12 protein-coding genes, 1 tRNA gene and 1 riboswitch are annotated in these 16416 nt (G+C 73.8%); of the genes, 11 read left to right on the top strand and 2 right to left on the bottom strand.

The features are described 5' to 3' along the window. Positions 1–118: 118 nt before the first annotated feature. The 3 genes from ACFXPX_RS11505 to ACFXPX_RS11495 all read left to right on the top strand — a co-directional run bounded on the left by ACFXPX_RS11505 (position 119) and on the right by ACFXPX_RS11495 (position 5057). Complete coding sequence (locus tag ACFXPX_RS11505) at positions 119–2422, top strand: HelD family protein (protein WP_375882992.1); 2304 nt, start codon at positions 119–121, stop codon at positions 2420–2422. Positions 2423–2770: 348 nt separating this feature from the next. After that, positions 2771–4243: an NAD-dependent malic enzyme gene (locus ACFXPX_RS11500; RefSeq protein WP_375882994.1), complete on the top strand. Its 1473-nt coding sequence runs from the start codon at positions 2771–2773 to the stop codon at positions 4241–4243. A gap of 532 nt (positions 4244–4775) precedes the next feature. Continuing rightward, on the top strand, positions 4776–5057 hold the full coding sequence (locus tag ACFXPX_RS11495) for an HU family DNA-binding protein (RefSeq protein ID WP_030059737.1): 282 nt from the start codon (positions 4776–4778) through the stop codon (positions 5055–5057). 70 nt (positions 5058–5127) lie between these two features. Here ACFXPX_RS11495 and murA read toward each other — a convergent pair whose 3' ends face one another. Continuing rightward, on the bottom strand, positions 5128–6468 hold the full coding sequence (gene murA / locus ACFXPX_RS11490; protein ID WP_375882997.1) for a UDP-N-acetylglucosamine 1-carboxyvinyltransferase: 1341 nt from the start codon (positions 6466–6468) through the stop codon (positions 5128–5130). Positions 6469–6767: 299 nt separating this feature from the next. Here murA and ACFXPX_RS11485 point away from each other — a divergent pair, with 299 nt between their 5' ends. The 6 genes from ACFXPX_RS11485 (at position 6768) to ACFXPX_RS11460 (ending at position 14165) form a co-directional block, all read left to right on the top strand. Further along, complete coding sequence (locus ACFXPX_RS11485; protein ID WP_375883000.1) at positions 6768–7361, top strand: YqgE/AlgH family protein; 594 nt, start codon at positions 6768–6770, stop codon at positions 7359–7361. A gap of 100 nt (positions 7362–7461) precedes the next feature. Then, positions 7462–7746: a DUF3039 domain-containing protein gene (locus tag ACFXPX_RS11480; RefSeq protein ID WP_360239079.1), complete on the top strand. Its 285-nt coding sequence runs from the start codon at positions 7462–7464 to the stop codon at positions 7744–7746. Between the two features lie 91 nt (positions 7747–7837). Next, positions 7838–9448 carry a beta-N-acetylhexosaminidase gene (locus tag ACFXPX_RS11475; RefSeq protein WP_380640790.1) on the top strand — a complete coding sequence of 537 codons (1611 nt, stop codon included), beginning with the start codon at positions 7838–7840 and terminating at the stop codon, positions 9446–9448. Between the two features lie 324 nt (positions 9449–9772). Next, positions 9773–10639: an FAD binding domain-containing protein gene (locus ACFXPX_RS11470; RefSeq protein ID WP_375883450.1), complete on the top strand. Its 867-nt coding sequence runs from the start codon at positions 9773–9775 to the stop codon at positions 10637–10639. Beyond that, positions 10636–11838, top strand: coding sequence for a 2Fe-2S iron-sulfur cluster-binding protein (locus ACFXPX_RS11465; protein WP_380640788.1), 1203 nt, complete (start codon positions 10636–10638; stop codon positions 11836–11838). The genes ACFXPX_RS11470 and ACFXPX_RS11465 overlap by 4 nt, the downstream gene beginning before the upstream one ends. Continuing rightward, complete coding sequence (locus ACFXPX_RS11460; RefSeq protein ID WP_380522508.1) at positions 11835–14165, top strand: xanthine dehydrogenase family protein molybdopterin-binding subunit; 2331 nt, start codon at positions 11835–11837, stop codon at positions 14163–14165. The genes ACFXPX_RS11465 and ACFXPX_RS11460 overlap by 4 nt, the downstream gene beginning before the upstream one ends. Positions 14166–14299: 134 nt before the next feature. Here the strand turns inward: ACFXPX_RS11460 and ACFXPX_RS11455 are convergent. Next, a tRNA-Cys gene (locus tag ACFXPX_RS11455) sits at positions 14300–14371 on the bottom strand. An 80-nt stretch (positions 14372–14451) separates the two neighbouring features. Continuing rightward, positions 14452–14520: riboswitch (guanidine-III (ykkC-III) riboswitch) on the top strand. Positions 14521–14564: 44 nt separating this feature from the next. On the opposite strand from ACFXPX_RS11455, the gene ACFXPX_RS11450 reads away from it, so the two are divergent. Together ACFXPX_RS11450 and ACFXPX_RS11445 are read left to right on the top strand one after the other, a co-directional pair. Then, a complete protein-coding gene (locus ACFXPX_RS11450) occupies positions 14565–14879 on the top strand; it encodes a DMT family transporter (RefSeq protein WP_375883009.1) in 315 nt (104 codons plus the stop codon). A 96-nt stretch (positions 14880–14975) separates the two neighbouring features. Further along, a complete protein-coding gene (locus tag ACFXPX_RS11445; protein WP_375883011.1) occupies positions 14976–16415 on the top strand; it encodes an MFS transporter in 1440 nt (479 codons plus the stop codon). Position 16416 lies beyond the last annotated feature (1 nt).

Here is a 16416-nt window from a genome sequence, read left to right as displayed (position 1 = left end):
TGCGGAGGGCGGCCTTCGATTTTTGTACGTTCCGGAGCAGCGCGTGCGGGGGGTCGCGGCGTAGGATCATCCGTCCGCTCGTTTTCCGGAGCCGGATTCCGTCGCAACCCCCGAGGCCATGCAGAGCAACACGGACACCACCCCCACCACCGATCACGAGACCGTCCGCGAGCGTGAGATCGCCGGTGAACAGCAGCACCTCGACACCGTCTACCACCGGCTGGAGGAGAAGCTCGCCGAGGCGGAGTACATCCTGGAGGACGCCGCCAAGCGGGTCCAGGTCGGTACTCCCGGCGCCCTCGCCGAGCGCGACGCCCAGGTCTACCGGGCCGGCGCGCACCTCCAACGGCTCAACAACGAGTTCGAGGACTTCCTCTTCGGCCGGATCGACCTCCAGCAGGCCGACGCGCCGGAGGAACACGGCATCCCCTCGAACACCCCGCTCGACCCGGCCGACCCGGCCGTCGCCGAGACCCTGCACATCGGCCGCCTGGGCGTGCTGGACGCCGAGTTCGGCCCGCTGGTGATCGACTGGCGGGCCCCGGCCGCCGCGCCGTTCTACCGCGCCACCCCGGTGGAGCCCGGCCGGGTGATCCGCCGCCGGGTGATCCGCTCCAAGGGCCGCAAGGTGATCGGCGTCGAGGACGACCTGCTGCGCCCCGACCTCACCCCGACCCTGGGCGGCCGGGAGCTGGCCGTGGTCGGCGACGGCGCGCTGATGGCCTCGCTGGGCCGCGCCCGCAGCCACTCGATGCGCGACATCGTCTCCTCGATCCAGAAGGAGCAGGACGAGGTGATCCGGGCCGCCGCGGCCGGGGCCACCCTCGTCACCGGCGGCCCCGGCACCGGCAAGACCGCCGTCGCCCTGCACCGCGCCGCGTACCTGCTCTACCAGGACCGCCGCCGCTACGCCGGGGGCATCCTGGTGGTCTCGCCCACCGCGCTGCTGGTCTCCTACACCGAGGGCGTGCTGCCCTCGCTCGGCGAGGAGGGCCAGGTCGCGATCCGCGCGGTCGGCTCGCTGGTGGACGGCATCGAGGCCGACACCTACGACGCCCCGGAGGCGGCCCGGGTCAAGGGCTCGGCCCGGATGGTGCACCTGCTGCGGCGGGCGGCCCGGGCGGCGCTGGAGCTGGGCGCCCCGCAGGAGCTCAAGGTGGTCGCCCGCGGCGAGGTGCTGAAGCTGGACGCGGGCCGGCTGAGGTCCGTCCGCGGCAACGTGGTGGGCTCCGGCGGCACCCCGCTGAACCTGCTGCGCCCGCGCGCCCGCCGGCTGCTGCTGGACGCCCTGTGGCAGGAGGCGATCAGGCACCTGCCCAAGCCCACCGACCACTACGCCCGGGAGCAGCGCCAGGAGGAGAAGGAGTCCTTCGACGACTACGTCTCCGACGAGTCGTCGTTCCTGGACTTCCTGGACGCCTGGTGGCCCGCGCTGACCCCGCGCCGGGTGCTCGGCACGCTCAAGCAGACCCGGCACACCAACCGGATCGCCCGCCGTGCCGTGACCCCGGACGAGGCCAGGCTGCTGGCCGCCTCCTGGCGCCACCTGTCGCCGCAGGGCGAGGGCGGGCTGTCCGCGCACGACGTGGCACTGGTGGACGAGCTGCAGGTGCTGCTCGGCGAGCCGGCCCGTCCGAAGGTCCGCGAGGTGGACGCGGTGGACCTGCTGAGCGGCCTGGAGGAGGTCACCACCTTCGCCGACCGCAACTCCCGCCAGCGCGAGCGCCAGCCGGTGGAGCGCAAGGAGTACGCCCACGTGATCGTGGACGAGGCCCAGGACCTCACCCCGATGCAGTGGCGGATGATCGGCCGGCGCTCCCGGATGGCCACCTGGACCATCGTCGGCGACCCGGCGCAGTCCTCCTGGCCGTTCCCCCAGGAGGCCCAGGCCGCGCTGGACGAGGTGCTGGCGGGCAAGCCGCGCCGCCGCTTCACGCTGACCGTCAACTACCGCAACCCGGCCGAGATCGCCGAGGTCGCGGCGAAGGTGCTGGCGCTGGCCGCGCCGGGCACGCCCTCGCCGAGCGCGGTGCGCCACGTCGGCGTGGAGCCGCGCTTCGCGGCCGTCACCGACCCCGCGCCGGAGGCCTTCGGCCGGGCCGCCCGGAGCGAGCTGGAGCGGCTGCTGGGCGAGGTGGACGGCACCGTGGCGATCGTGGTGCCGATGGACCGCCGGGCCGAGGCGGCCGGCTGGGCCGAGGGCCTGGGGGGGCGCGCGGTGGTGCTGGGCAGCCTGGAGGCCAAGGGCCTGGAGTACGACGCGACGGTGGTCGCCGACCCGACCGGCATCGCCGGCGAGTCGGAGGCGGGCCTGCGGGTGCTCTACGTGGCGCTCACCCGGGCGACCCAGCGGCTGACGGTGCTGTCCGGCCCTGACGACCTGCCGGACGCGGCCGGCGTGCCCGCGCTGCTGCACGGCTGACGCACCCACGACGAAGGCCCCTCACCGCTGGTGAGGGGCCTTCGGACGTTGACGACACCGACCCGCCATGCTCGCCTCGCGGCAAGTGGTCCCTCTGAGGGACGAAGGTTGGGCCCGGGGGCTTGGATCGAGCCGGTGTCCCGTCCAATGTAACGCATCGGCCGGGAGAGGCAAGGAGTGTGCGCCCGGAGACTGTGGGCGACGCGGCCCGCTTGTCGGATCCGCACACTCAATGAACGTTATTTCTGGCAACCCCTTGGAAGGTGCGACGATCGAGGTCTAGCATGCGCAGGCGATGCCTTCAACAAAATGTTGAGCCTGCGGGACAGACGGAAGAAGGAAGCGTCGATGGCGACGGTGCCCAGTGTCTCCAACTCGATCACGGTGCGACTGGAGGTCCCGGCCCGCGGCAACGCGGTCAGCGCGATCACCACGGCAGTGGAGTCCTCCGGCGGATCGGTGACCGGTCTCGACGTCACCGCCTCCGGCCTGGAGGCGCTGCGGATCGACGTGACGGTCGCGGCCTCCTCGGTGGCGCACGGCGAGGAGATCGTCGAGAAGCTCCGGGCGATCGACGGCGTGTCGATCGGCAAGGTCTCGGACCGCACCTTCCTGATGCACCTCGGCGGCAAGATCGAGATGTCCTCGAAGCTGCCGATCCGCAACCGTGACGACCTCAGCATGATCTACACCCCGGGCGTGGCCCGGGTCTGCATGGCGATCGCCGAGAACCCCGAGGACGCCCGCCGCCTGACCATCAAGCGCAACAGCGTCGCCGTGGTCACCGACGGCTCGGCGGTGCTGGGCCTGGGCAACATCGGCCCGGCGGCCGCGCTGCCCGTCATGGAGGGCAAGGCGGCCCTGTTCAAGCGCTTCGCCGGGATCGACGCCTGGCCGATCTGCCTGGACACCCAGGACAGCGACGAGATCGTCGCCATCGTCAAGGCGATCGCCCCGGGCTTCGCCGGGATCAACCTGGAGGACATCTCCGCGCCGCGCTGCTTCGAGATCGAGGCCCGGCTGCGCGAGGCCCTGGACATCCCGGTCTTCCACGACGACCAGCACGGCACCGCGATCGTGGTGCTGGCCGCCCTCACCAACGCGCTGAAGGTGGTCGGCAAGGAGATCGGCGACATCCGCGTGGTGATGTCGGGCGCCGGCGCGGCCGGCACCGCCATCCTCAAGCTGCTGCTGGCCGCCGGTGTCGAGCACGCCACCGTCGCCGACGTGCACGGCGTGGTCCACCAGGGCCGTGAGGACCTCAACGACAGCCTGCGCTGGATCGCCGAGCACACCAACCGCTCGGGCCGCACCGGCAGCCTCAAGGAGGCCGTGGCGGGCGCGGACGTGTTCATCGGCGTCTCGGCCCCGAACGTCCTGGACGGCGACGACCTGGCCACCATGGCGGAGCGGTCGATCGTCTTCGCGCTGGCCAACCCGGACCCGGAGGTCGACCCCGGGGTGGCCCGGCAGACCGCCGCCGTGGTCGCCACCGGCCGCAGCGACTTCCCGAACCAGATCAACAACGTGCTGGTCTTCCCGGGTGTCTTCCGCGGCCTGCTGGACGCCCAGAGCCGCACGGTCAACACCGAGATGATGATCGCCGCGGCCCGCGCGCTGGCCACCACCGTCGCCGACGACGAGCTGAACGCGAACTACATCATCCCCAGCGTCTTCCACAAGGACGTCGCCAAGACCGTCGCCGCGGCGGTGCGCGAGGCGGCCCTGGCGGACGCCCAGGAGCCCGCCGTACCGGCCCGTCCGACCCCCGGCATCGTCGGCACGCTGGACACCTCGGCCTTCCCCACCGTCAAGCTCTGACGGCCCCGGCCGGGCGCCGGACGGCCCGGCTCGCGGGCCGGTCGCCGATCGGTCAAATGTCCGATTAGCGGCCATACCCGCCCAAGCGCGCCCCGAACCCTTGCGACACAAGGGCGAGGGGCGTGTTTGGGCTTGTCGTGCCTAGGGCGTACGGTAGCCCTGGCCGGGGCAGGCGTGTCCGACAAGTACGGAACGTCCCCCTGGTCTTCCGGCGTGTCATCCTGACCGCCGTCCGCGCCCGGTCCGCCGGAGCCGACGGAGCGTCACACCTCCAACGGGCGGGCGATGTTCGGGTGGCTCGGCCGGGGCCCGATTGGCTTTCTCGGGGCCGGTCGGGGCAGGATTCGTTCCCAGGCAGGCGGCGGGCCTCTTCGACGGCTCCGGCGCGCGGCATACGGGTACGGACCCGGCCTGCGACCACGCAATGCCTGCATGAGCACAGTGTGCGGACCTGCGGCCCATCCGGGTGCCCCCCGGTGGGAGCACCGATGGGCCCCCGCACACCGCAAGCGAACAGACCACAGGAGTACACATGAACCGCAGTGAGCTGGTGGCCGCGCTGTCCGAGCGCGCCGAGGTGACCCGCAAGGACGCCGACGCCGTTCTGGCCGCCTTCGCCGAGATCGTCGGCGAGGTCGTCGCCAAGGGCGACGAGAAGGTCACCATCCCCGGTTTCCTGACCTTCGAGCGCACCCACCGCGCTGCCCGCACCGCCCGCAACCCGCAGACCGGCGAGCCGATCCAGATCGCGGCCGGCTACAGCGCCAAGGTGAGCGCCGGCTCCAAGCTGAAGGAAGCCGCCAAGGGCGCCTGAACCACCCCTTGAACGCCCGAGAGGCCGGGCTCCCCGCGGGGAGCCCGGCCTCTCGTCGTGCGTGCGGTCGTTACGCGTCGACCAGCTGCTCGCTGGGCAGCTCGACGTGGGCGCCGAGGTCCCGCAGCTTCTCCATGAAGTTCTCGTAGCCGCGGTTGATCAGGTCGATGCCGTGCACGGTCGAGGTGCCCTCGGCCGCCAGCGCCGCGATCAGGTACGAGAAGCCGCCGCGCAGGTCCGGGATGACCAGCTCGGCGCCCATCAGCTTGGACGGGCCGGACACCACCGCGGAGTGCAGGAAGTTGCGCGCGCCGAAGCGGCACGGGGTGCCGCCCAGGCACTCGCGGTAGAGCTGGATGTGCGCGCCCATCTGGTTGAGCGCGCCGGTGAAGCCCAGCCGCGACTCGTACACCGTCTCGTGGACGATGGACAGGCCGGTGGCCTGGGTCAGCGCGACCACCAGCGGCTGCTGCCAGTCGGTCTGGAAGCCCGGGTGCACGTCGGTCTCCAGGGCGATCGCCTTGAGCTCGCCGCCCGGGTGCCAGAAGCGGATGCCCTCGTCGTCCACCTCGAAGGCGCCGCCGACCTTCCGGAAGGTGTTGAGGAAGGTCATCATCTCCAGCTGGCGGGCGCCGCGGACGTAGATGTCGCCCTTGGTCGCCAGCGCCGCGCAGGCCCAGGAGGCGGCCTCCAGCCGGTCCGGCAGGGCCCGGTGGTTGTAGCCGTTCAGCTCGTCCACACCGGTGATCAGGATGGTGCGGTCGGTGCCCAGGGTGATGATCGAGCCCATCTTCTGCAGCACGCAGATCAGGTCGACGATCTCCGGCTCGATGGCCGCGTTGCGCAGCTCGGTGACGCCCTCGGCGAGGACGGCGGTGAGCAGCACCTGCTCGGTCGCGCCGACCGAGGGGTAGGGCAGCTCGATCTTGGTGCCGCGCAGCCGCTGCGGGGCCACCAGGTAGGTGCCCTGCGGGTGCTTCTCGATGGTGGCGCCGAACTGGCGCAGCACCTCGAAGTGGAAGTCGACCGGCCGGCCGCCGATGTCGCAGCCGCCCAGGCCCGGGATGAAGGCGTGGCCGAGGCGGTGCAGCAGCGGGCCGCAGAACAGGATCGGGATCCGCGAGGAGCCCGCGTGGGCGTCGATGTCGGCGACGTTGGCGCTCTCGACGTGCGAGGGGTCGAGGATCAGCTCGCCGTCCTCGTCGCCGGTGCGCACGGTCACGCCGTGCAGCTGCAACAGGCCGCGGACCACCTTGACGTCGCGGATGTCCGGGACGTTGCGCAGTCTGCTGGGGCCCTGGCCGAGGAGGGCGGCGACCATGGCCTTGGGGACCAGGTTCTTCGCACCGCGGACGCGGATCTCGCCTTCGAGCGGGTTTCCGCCGTGGACCAGCAGGACGTCGTCGGTCATCGTTCTCGCAATCCGGGGTGCCAGAGGAGTGGGAACGGTTCCGTCACGGAACCGCTGGTGGACCGGTGGTACAGGCGTACGGGCGCGTTCGGGCCCCCGGAGAATCCGAGTCGGCACCGTAGAGGGGCGTCCACCATCCGTAGATGGTAGTGGGCGTCCCGATGGTTCCCGTTTGCCTCTCCCGTGATGGTGCTCTCTCCGGCCCGGCTCCCGCCCGCCGGTTCGGCCGTACGGGTGCTCGTCCGGCGTGGCGGGGTTTCGGGTGTTGCGGTGTCCGGCCGGTGCCGTTCTGCGGGATCATGTGTGGCATGACGGCGGCCCATTCGCACGGAGGCCGGTCCCACACCGGCCGTCTGCTCGTCGCGACGCCCATGCTCACCGACCCGAACTTCGCCCGGGCGGTGGTGCTGCTCCTCGACCACGACGCCGAGGGGGCGCTCGGCGTGGTGCTCAACCGGCCGACGCCGGTCGAGGTGGGCAGTGTGCTGGACGGCTGGGGCAGACTCGTCGGGCAGCCCGCGGTGGTGTTCCAGGGCGGGCCGGTGGCGCTGGACTCGGCGCTCGGCCTGGCCGTCGCGCCGGGGGAGCCGGGCACCGGGGAGCCGCTCGGCTGGCGCCGGGTGCACGGCGCGATCGGCCTGGTCGACCTGGAGGCGCCGCCGGAGGTGCTGGCCGGGGAGCTGGGCAGCCTGCGGATCTTCGCCGGGTACGCGGGCTGGTCGCCGGGCCAGCTGGAGTCGGAGCTGGGGAGCGGCGCCTGGTACCTGGTGGACTGCGAGCCGGGGGACGTCTCCAGCCCGGAGCCGGAACGGCTGTGGCGCTCGGTGCTGCGCCGCCAGCGCAGCCCGCTGGCCCTGCTGGCGACCTACCCGGACGACCCGACGATGAACTAGGGCGTGTCCGGCCCGTCCGGCCCCGTGTCGAGGCCCGGGGAACCCGGGCCGCCGCGTGACACTGGCCCGGTTTCCCGGGGCGCCCATAGACTTGGCACCCATGAGCACTCTTGAGCCCGAGCGCGGCCTCGGCACCGGCACCCTGGTCGAGCCCGTCCCCCAGGTGTCCCACGGGGACGGCGACCACGAGCGCTTCGCGCACTACGTCCAGAAGGACAAGATCATGGAGAGCGCGCTCTCCGGGTCCCCGGTGGTGGCGTTGTGCGGCAAGGTGTGGGTGCCCGGGCGCGACCCGAAGAAGTACCCGGTCTGCCCGATGTGCAAGGAGATCTACGACGGCATCGGCAAGCCGCAGGGCGGCGACGGGGACAACGGCGGCAAGTAGTCCGCCGCCGTCTGCAGGACGCCGTTTTGCATAGCACCGCGTTTCCCAGGTGGTCTATGCCAATCGTTCGGGGCCTGGGCAGGATGTCGGAATGGACCTCATTCCCGCACCTTCGAGTGCCGTCCGGCGCCCGGACGGGGACTTCCCGCTCGACGCCGCCACCACGCTGACCGCACCGCCCGTACTGGCCGACGCCGAGCGCTGGCTGCGCGGCACGCTGTCCGCCGCCACCGGGCTGCCGCTCGGTCCGGGCCGGCCGGGCACGGGCATCGAGCTGGTCCTGGACGACACCCTGGCCGCCGAGGCGTACCGGATCGCGGTGCGCCCCGGCCACGCCCTGCTCACCGCCGGCGGGCCGGCCGGCGCCCTGTGGGCGGCCCAGACCCTGCGGCAGCTGCTCGGGCCGGACGCCTACCGCCGCTCCCCGCTGCGCGCCGAGGGCTGGGTGCTGCCCGGCGCGGACATCGCGGACGAACCCCGGTTCGGCTGGCGCGGCGCGCTGCTGGACGTCGCCCGGCACTTCCTGCCCAAGTCCGACCTGCTGCGCTTCGTCGACCTGCTGGCCGCGCACAAGCTCAACGTGCTGCACCTGCACCTCACCGACGACCAGGGCTGGCGGGTGGAGATCAAGCGCTACCCGCGGCTGACGGAGCGCGGCGCCTGGCGGGAGCGCTCGATGGTCGGCTACCGGTCCGCGCAGCGCCGGGACGACCGCCCGCACGGCGGCTACTACACCCAGGACGACCTGCGCGAGATCGTCGCCTACGCGGCCGCGCGCGGGGTCACCGTCGTCCCGGAGATCGACCTGCCCGGCCACACCCAGGCCGCCGTCGCCGCCTACCCCGAGCTGGGCAACACCGACGTGGTGGACACCGCCGCGCTCGGCGTCTGGACCGACTGGGGGGTGAGCCACCACGTGCTCAACGCCTCCGAGGAGACCCTGCGCTTCTTCGAGGGGGTGCTGGAGGAGGTCCTGGAACTGTTCCCGTCCGAGTTCGTCCACCTCGGCGGCGACGAGTGCCCCAAGGAGCAGTGGAAGGACAGCGCCGCCGCCCAGGCCCGGATCCGCGAGCTGGGCCTGGCCAACGAGGACGAGCTGCAGAGCCACCTCATCCGGCACTTCGACCGCTGGCTGGCCGAGCGCGGCCGCCGGCTGATCGGCTGGGACGAGATCCTGGAGGGGGGCCTCGCCCCGGGCGCGGCGGTCTCCTCCTGGCGCGGCTTCGGCGGCGGGATCGCGGCCGCGAAGGCCGGGCACGACGTGGTGATGTGCCCCGAGCAGCACGTCTACTTCGACCACCGGCAGGCGGACGGGCTGGACGAGCCGGTCCCGGTCGGCTTCGTGCGCACGCTGGAGGACGTCTACCGCTTCGAGCCCGTCCCCGAGCAGCTGGACGGGGAGGCCGCCCGGCACGTCATCGGCACCCAGGCCAACCTGTGGAGCGAGTTCATGGACAGCGCCCGGGACATCGACTACCGGGCCTTCCCCCGGCTGGTCGCCTTCGCGGAGGTCGCCTGGTCCGCGCTGCCCGCCGTGCCCGCCGAGCGCGACTACGCCGGCTTCGAGCGGCGGCTGCGGGGCCACCTGGCGGTGCTGGACGCGCTGGGCGTCGAGTACCGCCCGGCCGACGGGCCGCACCCCTGGCAGCGCCGGCCCGGGGTGGCGGGGCGGCCGATCGAGGGGCCGCCGCCGGTGCGCTGAGGCGGTGCGGGCGGTGCGCCAATGTGTTCGTCGGGAACTTATGGACGGTCATCTGACGTCAAGAAGAGATGAACATCTGCCCCGGTCCCGTTCGGGTCGGGGCAGATACCGCCCGGTATCCGTCCCAATCGGGCAGTCCCGTTCACCGGTCCCGAAATGATCATCGAGCATTGTGTGCCAGAGTTGCCCAACCCGGCCCGATCGCCCGTACCCTACGGCCAGGCCGGGCTGCTGACGCGGACAGTGCAGTGCGGCCACGGCCGCGGGCGGCAGACGATCGATGAGCAAGTGGAGCACGGTGGGACCCAGGTGAACCGGACGATCATGCTGCCGGCCTCGCTCGACGAGGCCGTCGACGCGTTGGCCGCCGCCCCGGCCGCGGTACCGGTGGCCGGAGCCACCGACCTCATGGAAGCCGTCAACGCCGGACGGCTGCGCCCCGCCGCCCTGGTCGGCCTCGGCCGGATCACCGAACTGCGCGGCTGGCGCTACGAGGACGGCGGCACCGCGGTGCTCGGCGCCGGACTCACCCACGCCCGGATGGACCGCCCCGACTTCGCCGCGCTCATCCCCGCCCTCGCCGACGCCGCCCGCACCGCCGGCCCGCCGCAGGTCCGCAACGTCGGCACCCTCGGCGGCAACATCGTCACCGCCGCCCCGGCCGGCGACACCCTCCCGGTGCTCGCCGCCCTGGAGGCCAGCGTCACCCTCGCCCGGGCCGGCGGCAGCCGCGAGGTGCCGGTCAGTCACCTGCTCACCGGACTCGACCCGGTGCGCCCCGGCGAACTGCTCACCTGGGTGCGGGTCCCGCTGCTGCACGCGCCGCAGGTCTTCCTCAAGGCCACCGGCCGCAGCGGCCCGGCCCGTGCCACCGCCTCCGTCGCACTCGTCCTCGACCCGGCCCGGCGCGCCGTGCGCTGCGCCGTCGGGGCCGTCGCCCCGGTGCCGCTGCGCCCGCTGGAGGCCGAGGCCTGGGTGGCCGGCTGCATCGACTGGGACGGCAGCCGGGAGATCGACCCGGCCGCGGGCGCCGCCTTCGGCGAGTACGTCGCCGCCGCCTGCGTCCCCGACAACTACGGTGCCGAAGGGGCCTGGGAGGCCGCGACCGAGGGGCCGACCGCGGCCGCCGTCCGGCTGCGGCGTACCGTATCGGTGCTGGCCCGACGGGCACTGGGAAGGGCGCTGAAGTGACCACAGACCCCATCGAGACCCTCGACGCCGACCCGCTCGGCCTCACCCCGCAGGTCAGCCGGGAGCTGCGCCCGTGCGCCTCCTACACGCTGCGGGTCAACGGTTTCGAACGGCCCGTCACCGACGCCTGGATCGGCGAGAGCCTGCTCTACGTGCTGCGCGAGCGGCTCGGCCTGGCCGGCGCCAAGGACGGCTGCGAGCAGGGCGAGTGCGGGGCCTGCTCGGTGCAGGTGGACGGCCAGCTGGTGGCCGGCTGCCTGGTGCCCGCCGCGCTGGCCGCCGACAGCGAGATCAACACCGTCGAGGGCCTGTCGGCCGGCGGCGGCGCGAGCGACGTCCAGCAGGCGCTGGCCGCCTCCGGCGCCGTGCAGTGCGGCTACTGCACCCCCGGCATGGCGATGGCCGTGCACGACCTGCTCCAGCGCAACCACCGGCCCACCGAGGTCGAGGCCCGGCAGGCGCTGTGCGGCAACCTGTGCCGCTGCACCGGCTACCGCGGAGTGCTGGCCGCCGTCCAGACCGTCGCGGACGCCCGCGCGCTGGAGGTCGAGGAGGCCGAGGAGGCCGCCGCCGCGGCCGCCGAGGGGAGCACCGCGGCCCCGGCCGCCGGGACCGGCGCCCCGGCCGCCGCCGTCGAGCCGGAGCCGGCCGTCGAACCGCCGGTCTACGCCGACTCCGACGCCTGGATCGAGCACGTCCCGCAGCCGCCCGTCGAACCGGCCCCCGCCCCGGTGCCCGCCCAGGCCCAGGCCCCGCTGCCGGCCCAGGCCCCCGCCGAGCAGCCGTACGGCGACGGCGGCTACGACACCGGCGTGTACGACACCTCCGCGCTGACCGGGATGCAGCCCGGCATCCCCGCCCAGGCCGTCGGCGACCAGGTGTACTACCCGCAGGGCTACCCCGAGCAGCCCTACCAGGCCACCCCCGCGCACGGCACCTACGTGCCGGCCGGCTACCCGGACGGCCACCAGCAGCACACCGGCTACGACACCGGCTACGACGCCCCGGTCTACGAGCCCACCCCCGCGCACGGCACCCCGCTGCCGGGCGCCGTCCACGACGGCACGCCCCCGCACGGCACCCCGTACGCGGACCCGCACGGGACCCCGGCCGAGGCCGGCGTCCCGACCACCGGCGTCCCCTACGGCGCCACCCCCGCCCACGGCATCCGGCTCCCCGAGGACGACCACGCATCATGACGTCGCCTACCGACATCGGCGCAGCACTCCAGCAGGACGGCGGCGAGGGCGGCGCCGGACCGGAGCCCTTCGGCCTGGGCAGCTCCCCGCTGCGCAGCGACGCGCTGCCCAAGGCGCTCGGCATCTACCCGTACGCGGCCGACCTCTGGGCCGAGGGGCTGCTGTGGGGCGCGGTGCTGCGCTCGCCGCACCCGCACGCCCGGATCCGCGGCATCGACACCTCGGCCGCGCTCGCCCTGCCCGGGGTGCACGCCGTGGTCACCGCCGCCGACCTGCCGCCCGGCCCGGACGGCCTGCCGGACGGCGCCCCGGCCGGCCCGATCGTCTCCGACCGCCCGGTGCTGGCCGCCGGCGTGGTGCGCCACCACGGCGAGCCGATCGCCGCGGTCGCCGCCGACCACCCCGACACCGCCCGGCTGGCCGTCGGCCTGATCGCGGTCGACTACGAGCCGCTGGAGGCGGTCACCGACCCCGAGCAGGCCTTCACCGCTCCGGCGCTGCACCCGGACGGCAACCTGTTCCGCCACCTGCCGCTGCGCACCGGGGACCCGGACGCGGCCGGCGAGATCATCGTCGAGGGCCTCTACCAGGTCGGCCGGCAGGACCCGGCCCCGCTCGGCGCCGAGGCCGGGCTGGCCGTGCCGCGCCCGGACGGCGGCGTCGAGCTGCACCTGTCCTCCACCGACCCGCACGGCGACCGCGACCGCACCGCCGCCTGCCTCGGCCTGGAGCCGGACCGGGTCCGCCTGGTGGTCACCGGCGTGCCCGGCGCCACCACCGACCGCGAGGACCTCTCCTTCCAGGTCACCCTGGCGCTGCTGGCGCTGCGCACCGGCCGCCCGGTGAAGATGACCCTCACCCGCGAGGAGTCCTTCCACACCCACACCTCGCGCCACCCCGCGCTGCTGCGCTACCGCCACCACGCCGACGCCGACGGCACCCTGGTGAAGGTGGAGGCGCAGATCCTGCTGGACGGCGGCGCCTACGCCGACGTCTCCGCCGAGGCGCTGGCCGCCGCGACGGCCTTCTCGGTCGGCCCGTACGTCTGCCCCAACGTGTTCGTGGACGCCTGGGCGGTGCGCACCAACAACCCGCCGGCCGGGCGGATGCGCGGCGAGGGCGCGCTCCAGGCCTGCTTCGCGTACGAGTCGCAGCTGGACCAGCTGGCCGCCCGGGTGGGCGTGGACCCGGTGGAGATCCGCCGCCGCAACGCGATGTCCACCGGCGACCCGCTGCCCACCGGACAGGCCGTCACCTGCCCCGCCCCGGTGAAGGCGCTGCTGGACGCGGTGGCCGCCGAGCCGCTGCCGGCCCTGCCGGTGGACGACCCGGACGCCGAGTGGCTGCTGCCCGGCGGTCCCGGCGGGGCCGGGGACCCGGCCGCGGTGCGGCGCGGGATCGGCTACGCCGTCGGCATGGTGCACATGCTGGGCGCCGAGGGCGAGGACGAGGTCTCCACCGCCACCGTGCGGGTCAGCGGTGACCACGCCACGGTGATCTGCGCGGCCGTCGACGCCGGGCAGGGCTTCGCCACGCTGGCCCGGCAGATCGTGCAGACGGTGCTGGGCGTCAGCGAGGTCTACATCGCGCCGGCCGACAGCGACCAGTCGATCGCCGGGCCCTCCGCCCGGGGCCGGCATACCTGGGTCTCCGGCGGGGCGGTCGAGCGGGCCGCGCTGATGGTCCGCCACCAGCTGCTGCAGCCGATCGCGGCCGACTTCGGGATGTCGGTGGAGCTGCTGCAGATCGCCGACGGCAAGATCACCTCCTACGACGGGGTGCTCGGCATGCCGGTCGCGGAGGCGCTGGAGGGCAAGGAGCTCTGGGCCACCGCGCAGTGCCGCCCGCACCCGACCGAGCCGCTGGACGAGTCCGGACACGGCGACGCCTTCGTCTCCATCTCCTTCTGCGCGATGCGCGCGGTGGTGGACGTGGACATCGAGCTGGGGGCCGTCCGGGTGGTCGAGATGACCGTCGCCCAGGACGTCGGCCGGGCGCTGAACCCGCGCCAGATCGAGGACCGGATCGAGGCGGGCGTGGCCCACGGCGTGGGACTGGCGCTGATGGAGGACCTCCAGACCTCGGGCGGGGTGATGACCAACCCCTCGCTCACCGGCTACCGGCTGCCGACCTCGCTGGACACTCCCGAGGTGCGGATCGCCGCGCTGCTGGAGGAGCGGGACGTGGTCGCCACCTTCGGGGCCAAGGCGGTCAGCGCGGTGCCCGCGGTGGTCGCCCCCTCGGCGGTCGCCGCCGCCGTCCGGGCCGCCACCGGGCTGCCGGTGGGCCGGCTGCCGATCCGCCCGGAGGACGCCGTCACGGCCTGAGCCGGCGCCTGCGGCCGTCGGGCCCCGCCGCCGCGGGTGCCCGTCGGGTCGTCGGGTCGGGTCGGGCGGCCGGAAACGGAACGGGAAATGCGGAATTGCCGGTCGACTTCGGTCGACCGGCAATTCCCCTTTCGAGGCCGTGGCGGGAATTGAACCCGCGTACATCGCTTTGCAGACGATTCCCTGAGCCACTCGGGCACACGGCCAGTGAATTCAGGATGGCGGACCGGCCGAATGGGGTCAATGACGTTGTGTAAATTCTGTGTGGCAATGTGTGCTACGGTCGGAGCAGGTGGTTGATTCCCCGCCACCCCGGACGAGCGCGTCGTACCCGGTGACGACAAGACGGCGCAGTTCAGCGGCAATCCGGCCGCTGTGGACTGCGGAGGTACGGCCGTCATGGCTTGGCTCGTTCTGATCGTCTCGGGTCTCCTGGAGACCGTCTGGGCAGTGGCCCTGGAATCGTCCAAGGGCTTCTCCCGCCTCGTTCCCAGCCTCGTCTTCGGCGTCGCGCTGCTGTTCAGCATGGGCGGGCTGGCGTACGCGATGCGCACCATCCCGATCGGCACCGGCTACGCGGTCTGGGTCGGCATCGGCGCGGTCGGCACCGCGGTCTACGGCATGGCCGTCCTGGGCGACGCGGTGACCATGGCCCGGATCGGCTGCCTGCTGCTGATCGTCTGCGGCGTGGTGGGGCTCAAGGTGCTGCACTGACGCCTGCCCCCGGGGCCGGTCCTAGGCCCTGCGACGGACCCGGTCAGGGACTCCGGTCAGGAGTCAAGGACGCGGACGGCTCTTACGATGTTACGTATGACCACTGCCTCCCCCACCTCGGTCGACTCCCCCTCGATACCCTCCGGAGCTGACCCCGGGGGCGGGGTCATGAGCGGCCGCTTCCGGGCCCTGACGCTCGGGATCGTGTCGGTCGTGCTGGTGATCGCCTTCGAGGCGACCGCCGTCAACACCGCGATGCCGACCGCGGCCCGGCAGCTGGACGGCCTGGGGCTGTACGCCTTCGCCTTCTCCGGTTACTTCACCACCACGCTGTTCGCCCTGGTCGTCTCCGGCCAGTGGTGCGACCGGCGCGGCCCGCTCCAGCCGCTGTTCACCGGCATCGCGGTGTTCGGCGCGGGCCTGGTGGTGGCCGGGACGGCGCCGGGCATGTGGGTGTTCGTGGCCGGGCGGGCGATCCAGGGGCTGGGCGGCGGGCTGGTGATCGTCGCGCTGTACGTGGTGGTCGGCCGGGCCTACCCGGAGCGCCTGCGGCCGGCGGTGTTCGCCGCCTTCTCCTCGGCCTGGGTGCTGCCCTCGATCGTCGGGCCGCTGGTCTCCGGGGCCGTCACCCAGCACCTCGGCTGGCGCTGGGTCTTCCTGGCGGTGCCGGTGCTGATCCTGCTGCCGCTGGCGGTGATGGGCCCGGCGCTGGCCCGCTCCGAGCGGGACCACCCGGTGCTCAAGGGCGCCGACTTCGACCGCCGCCGCACCCTGCTGGCCGCGATGGCGGCGGTCGGCGCCGGCTTGCTGCAGTACGCCGGCCAGCGCCGGGACCTGGTCGGGCTGCTCCCCGGCGTCGCCGGTGCGGCGCTGCTGGCCCCGGCCGTGCTGGGACTGCTGCCGAAGCGGACCCTGCGGGCCGGGCGCGGGCTGCCGACGGTGATCCTGCTGCGCGGGCTGGCGGCGGGGGCGTTCCTCGGCGCCGAGGCCTTCGTCCCGCTGATGATGACCACCGAGCGCGGCCTCTCGCCGACCCTGTCCGGGCTCACCCTGACCAGCGGCGGGCTGACCTGGGCGCTGGGCTCCTGGCTGCAGGGCCGCCCGGGGGCCGAGCGGTACCGCGAGGCGATGATCCGGGGCGGCTTCGTGCTGACGGCGGTGGCGATCGCGGCCGCCGCGCTGGTGCTGGTCCCGGCGGTCCCGGCCTGGGTGGCCTCGGTGGCCTGGGGCGTCGGCGGCATCGGGATGGGGCTGACGGTCGCGAGCGTCAGCGTGCTGATGATGAAGCTCTCCGCGCCCGAGGACGCCGGGGCCAACTCGGCCGCGCTGCAGATGAGCGACGCCCTGGGCAACGTGCTGCTGACCGGTCTGGCCGGGGTGCTGTTCGCGGCGCTGGGCGGCGGGTCACTGGCCGCGGCGCACGAGGGCGCCGGGGCCGACGGCTCGCCCGGCGCCTTCGCGGTGATCCTGCTGGTGATGGCCGCGGTGGCGGCGCTGGGGGCGCTGCTCGCCGGGCGGGTGCGGGTCCGGGCCTGAC

The organism is Kitasatospora sp. NPDC059146 (assembly GCF_042786665.1).
Taxonomy (GTDB): Bacteria; Actinomycetota; Actinomycetes; order Streptomycetales; family Streptomycetaceae; genus Kitasatospora.
Note: the sequence above shows the minus strand (reverse complement) of the source record. Positions and strands in the feature narration are given on the sequence as shown.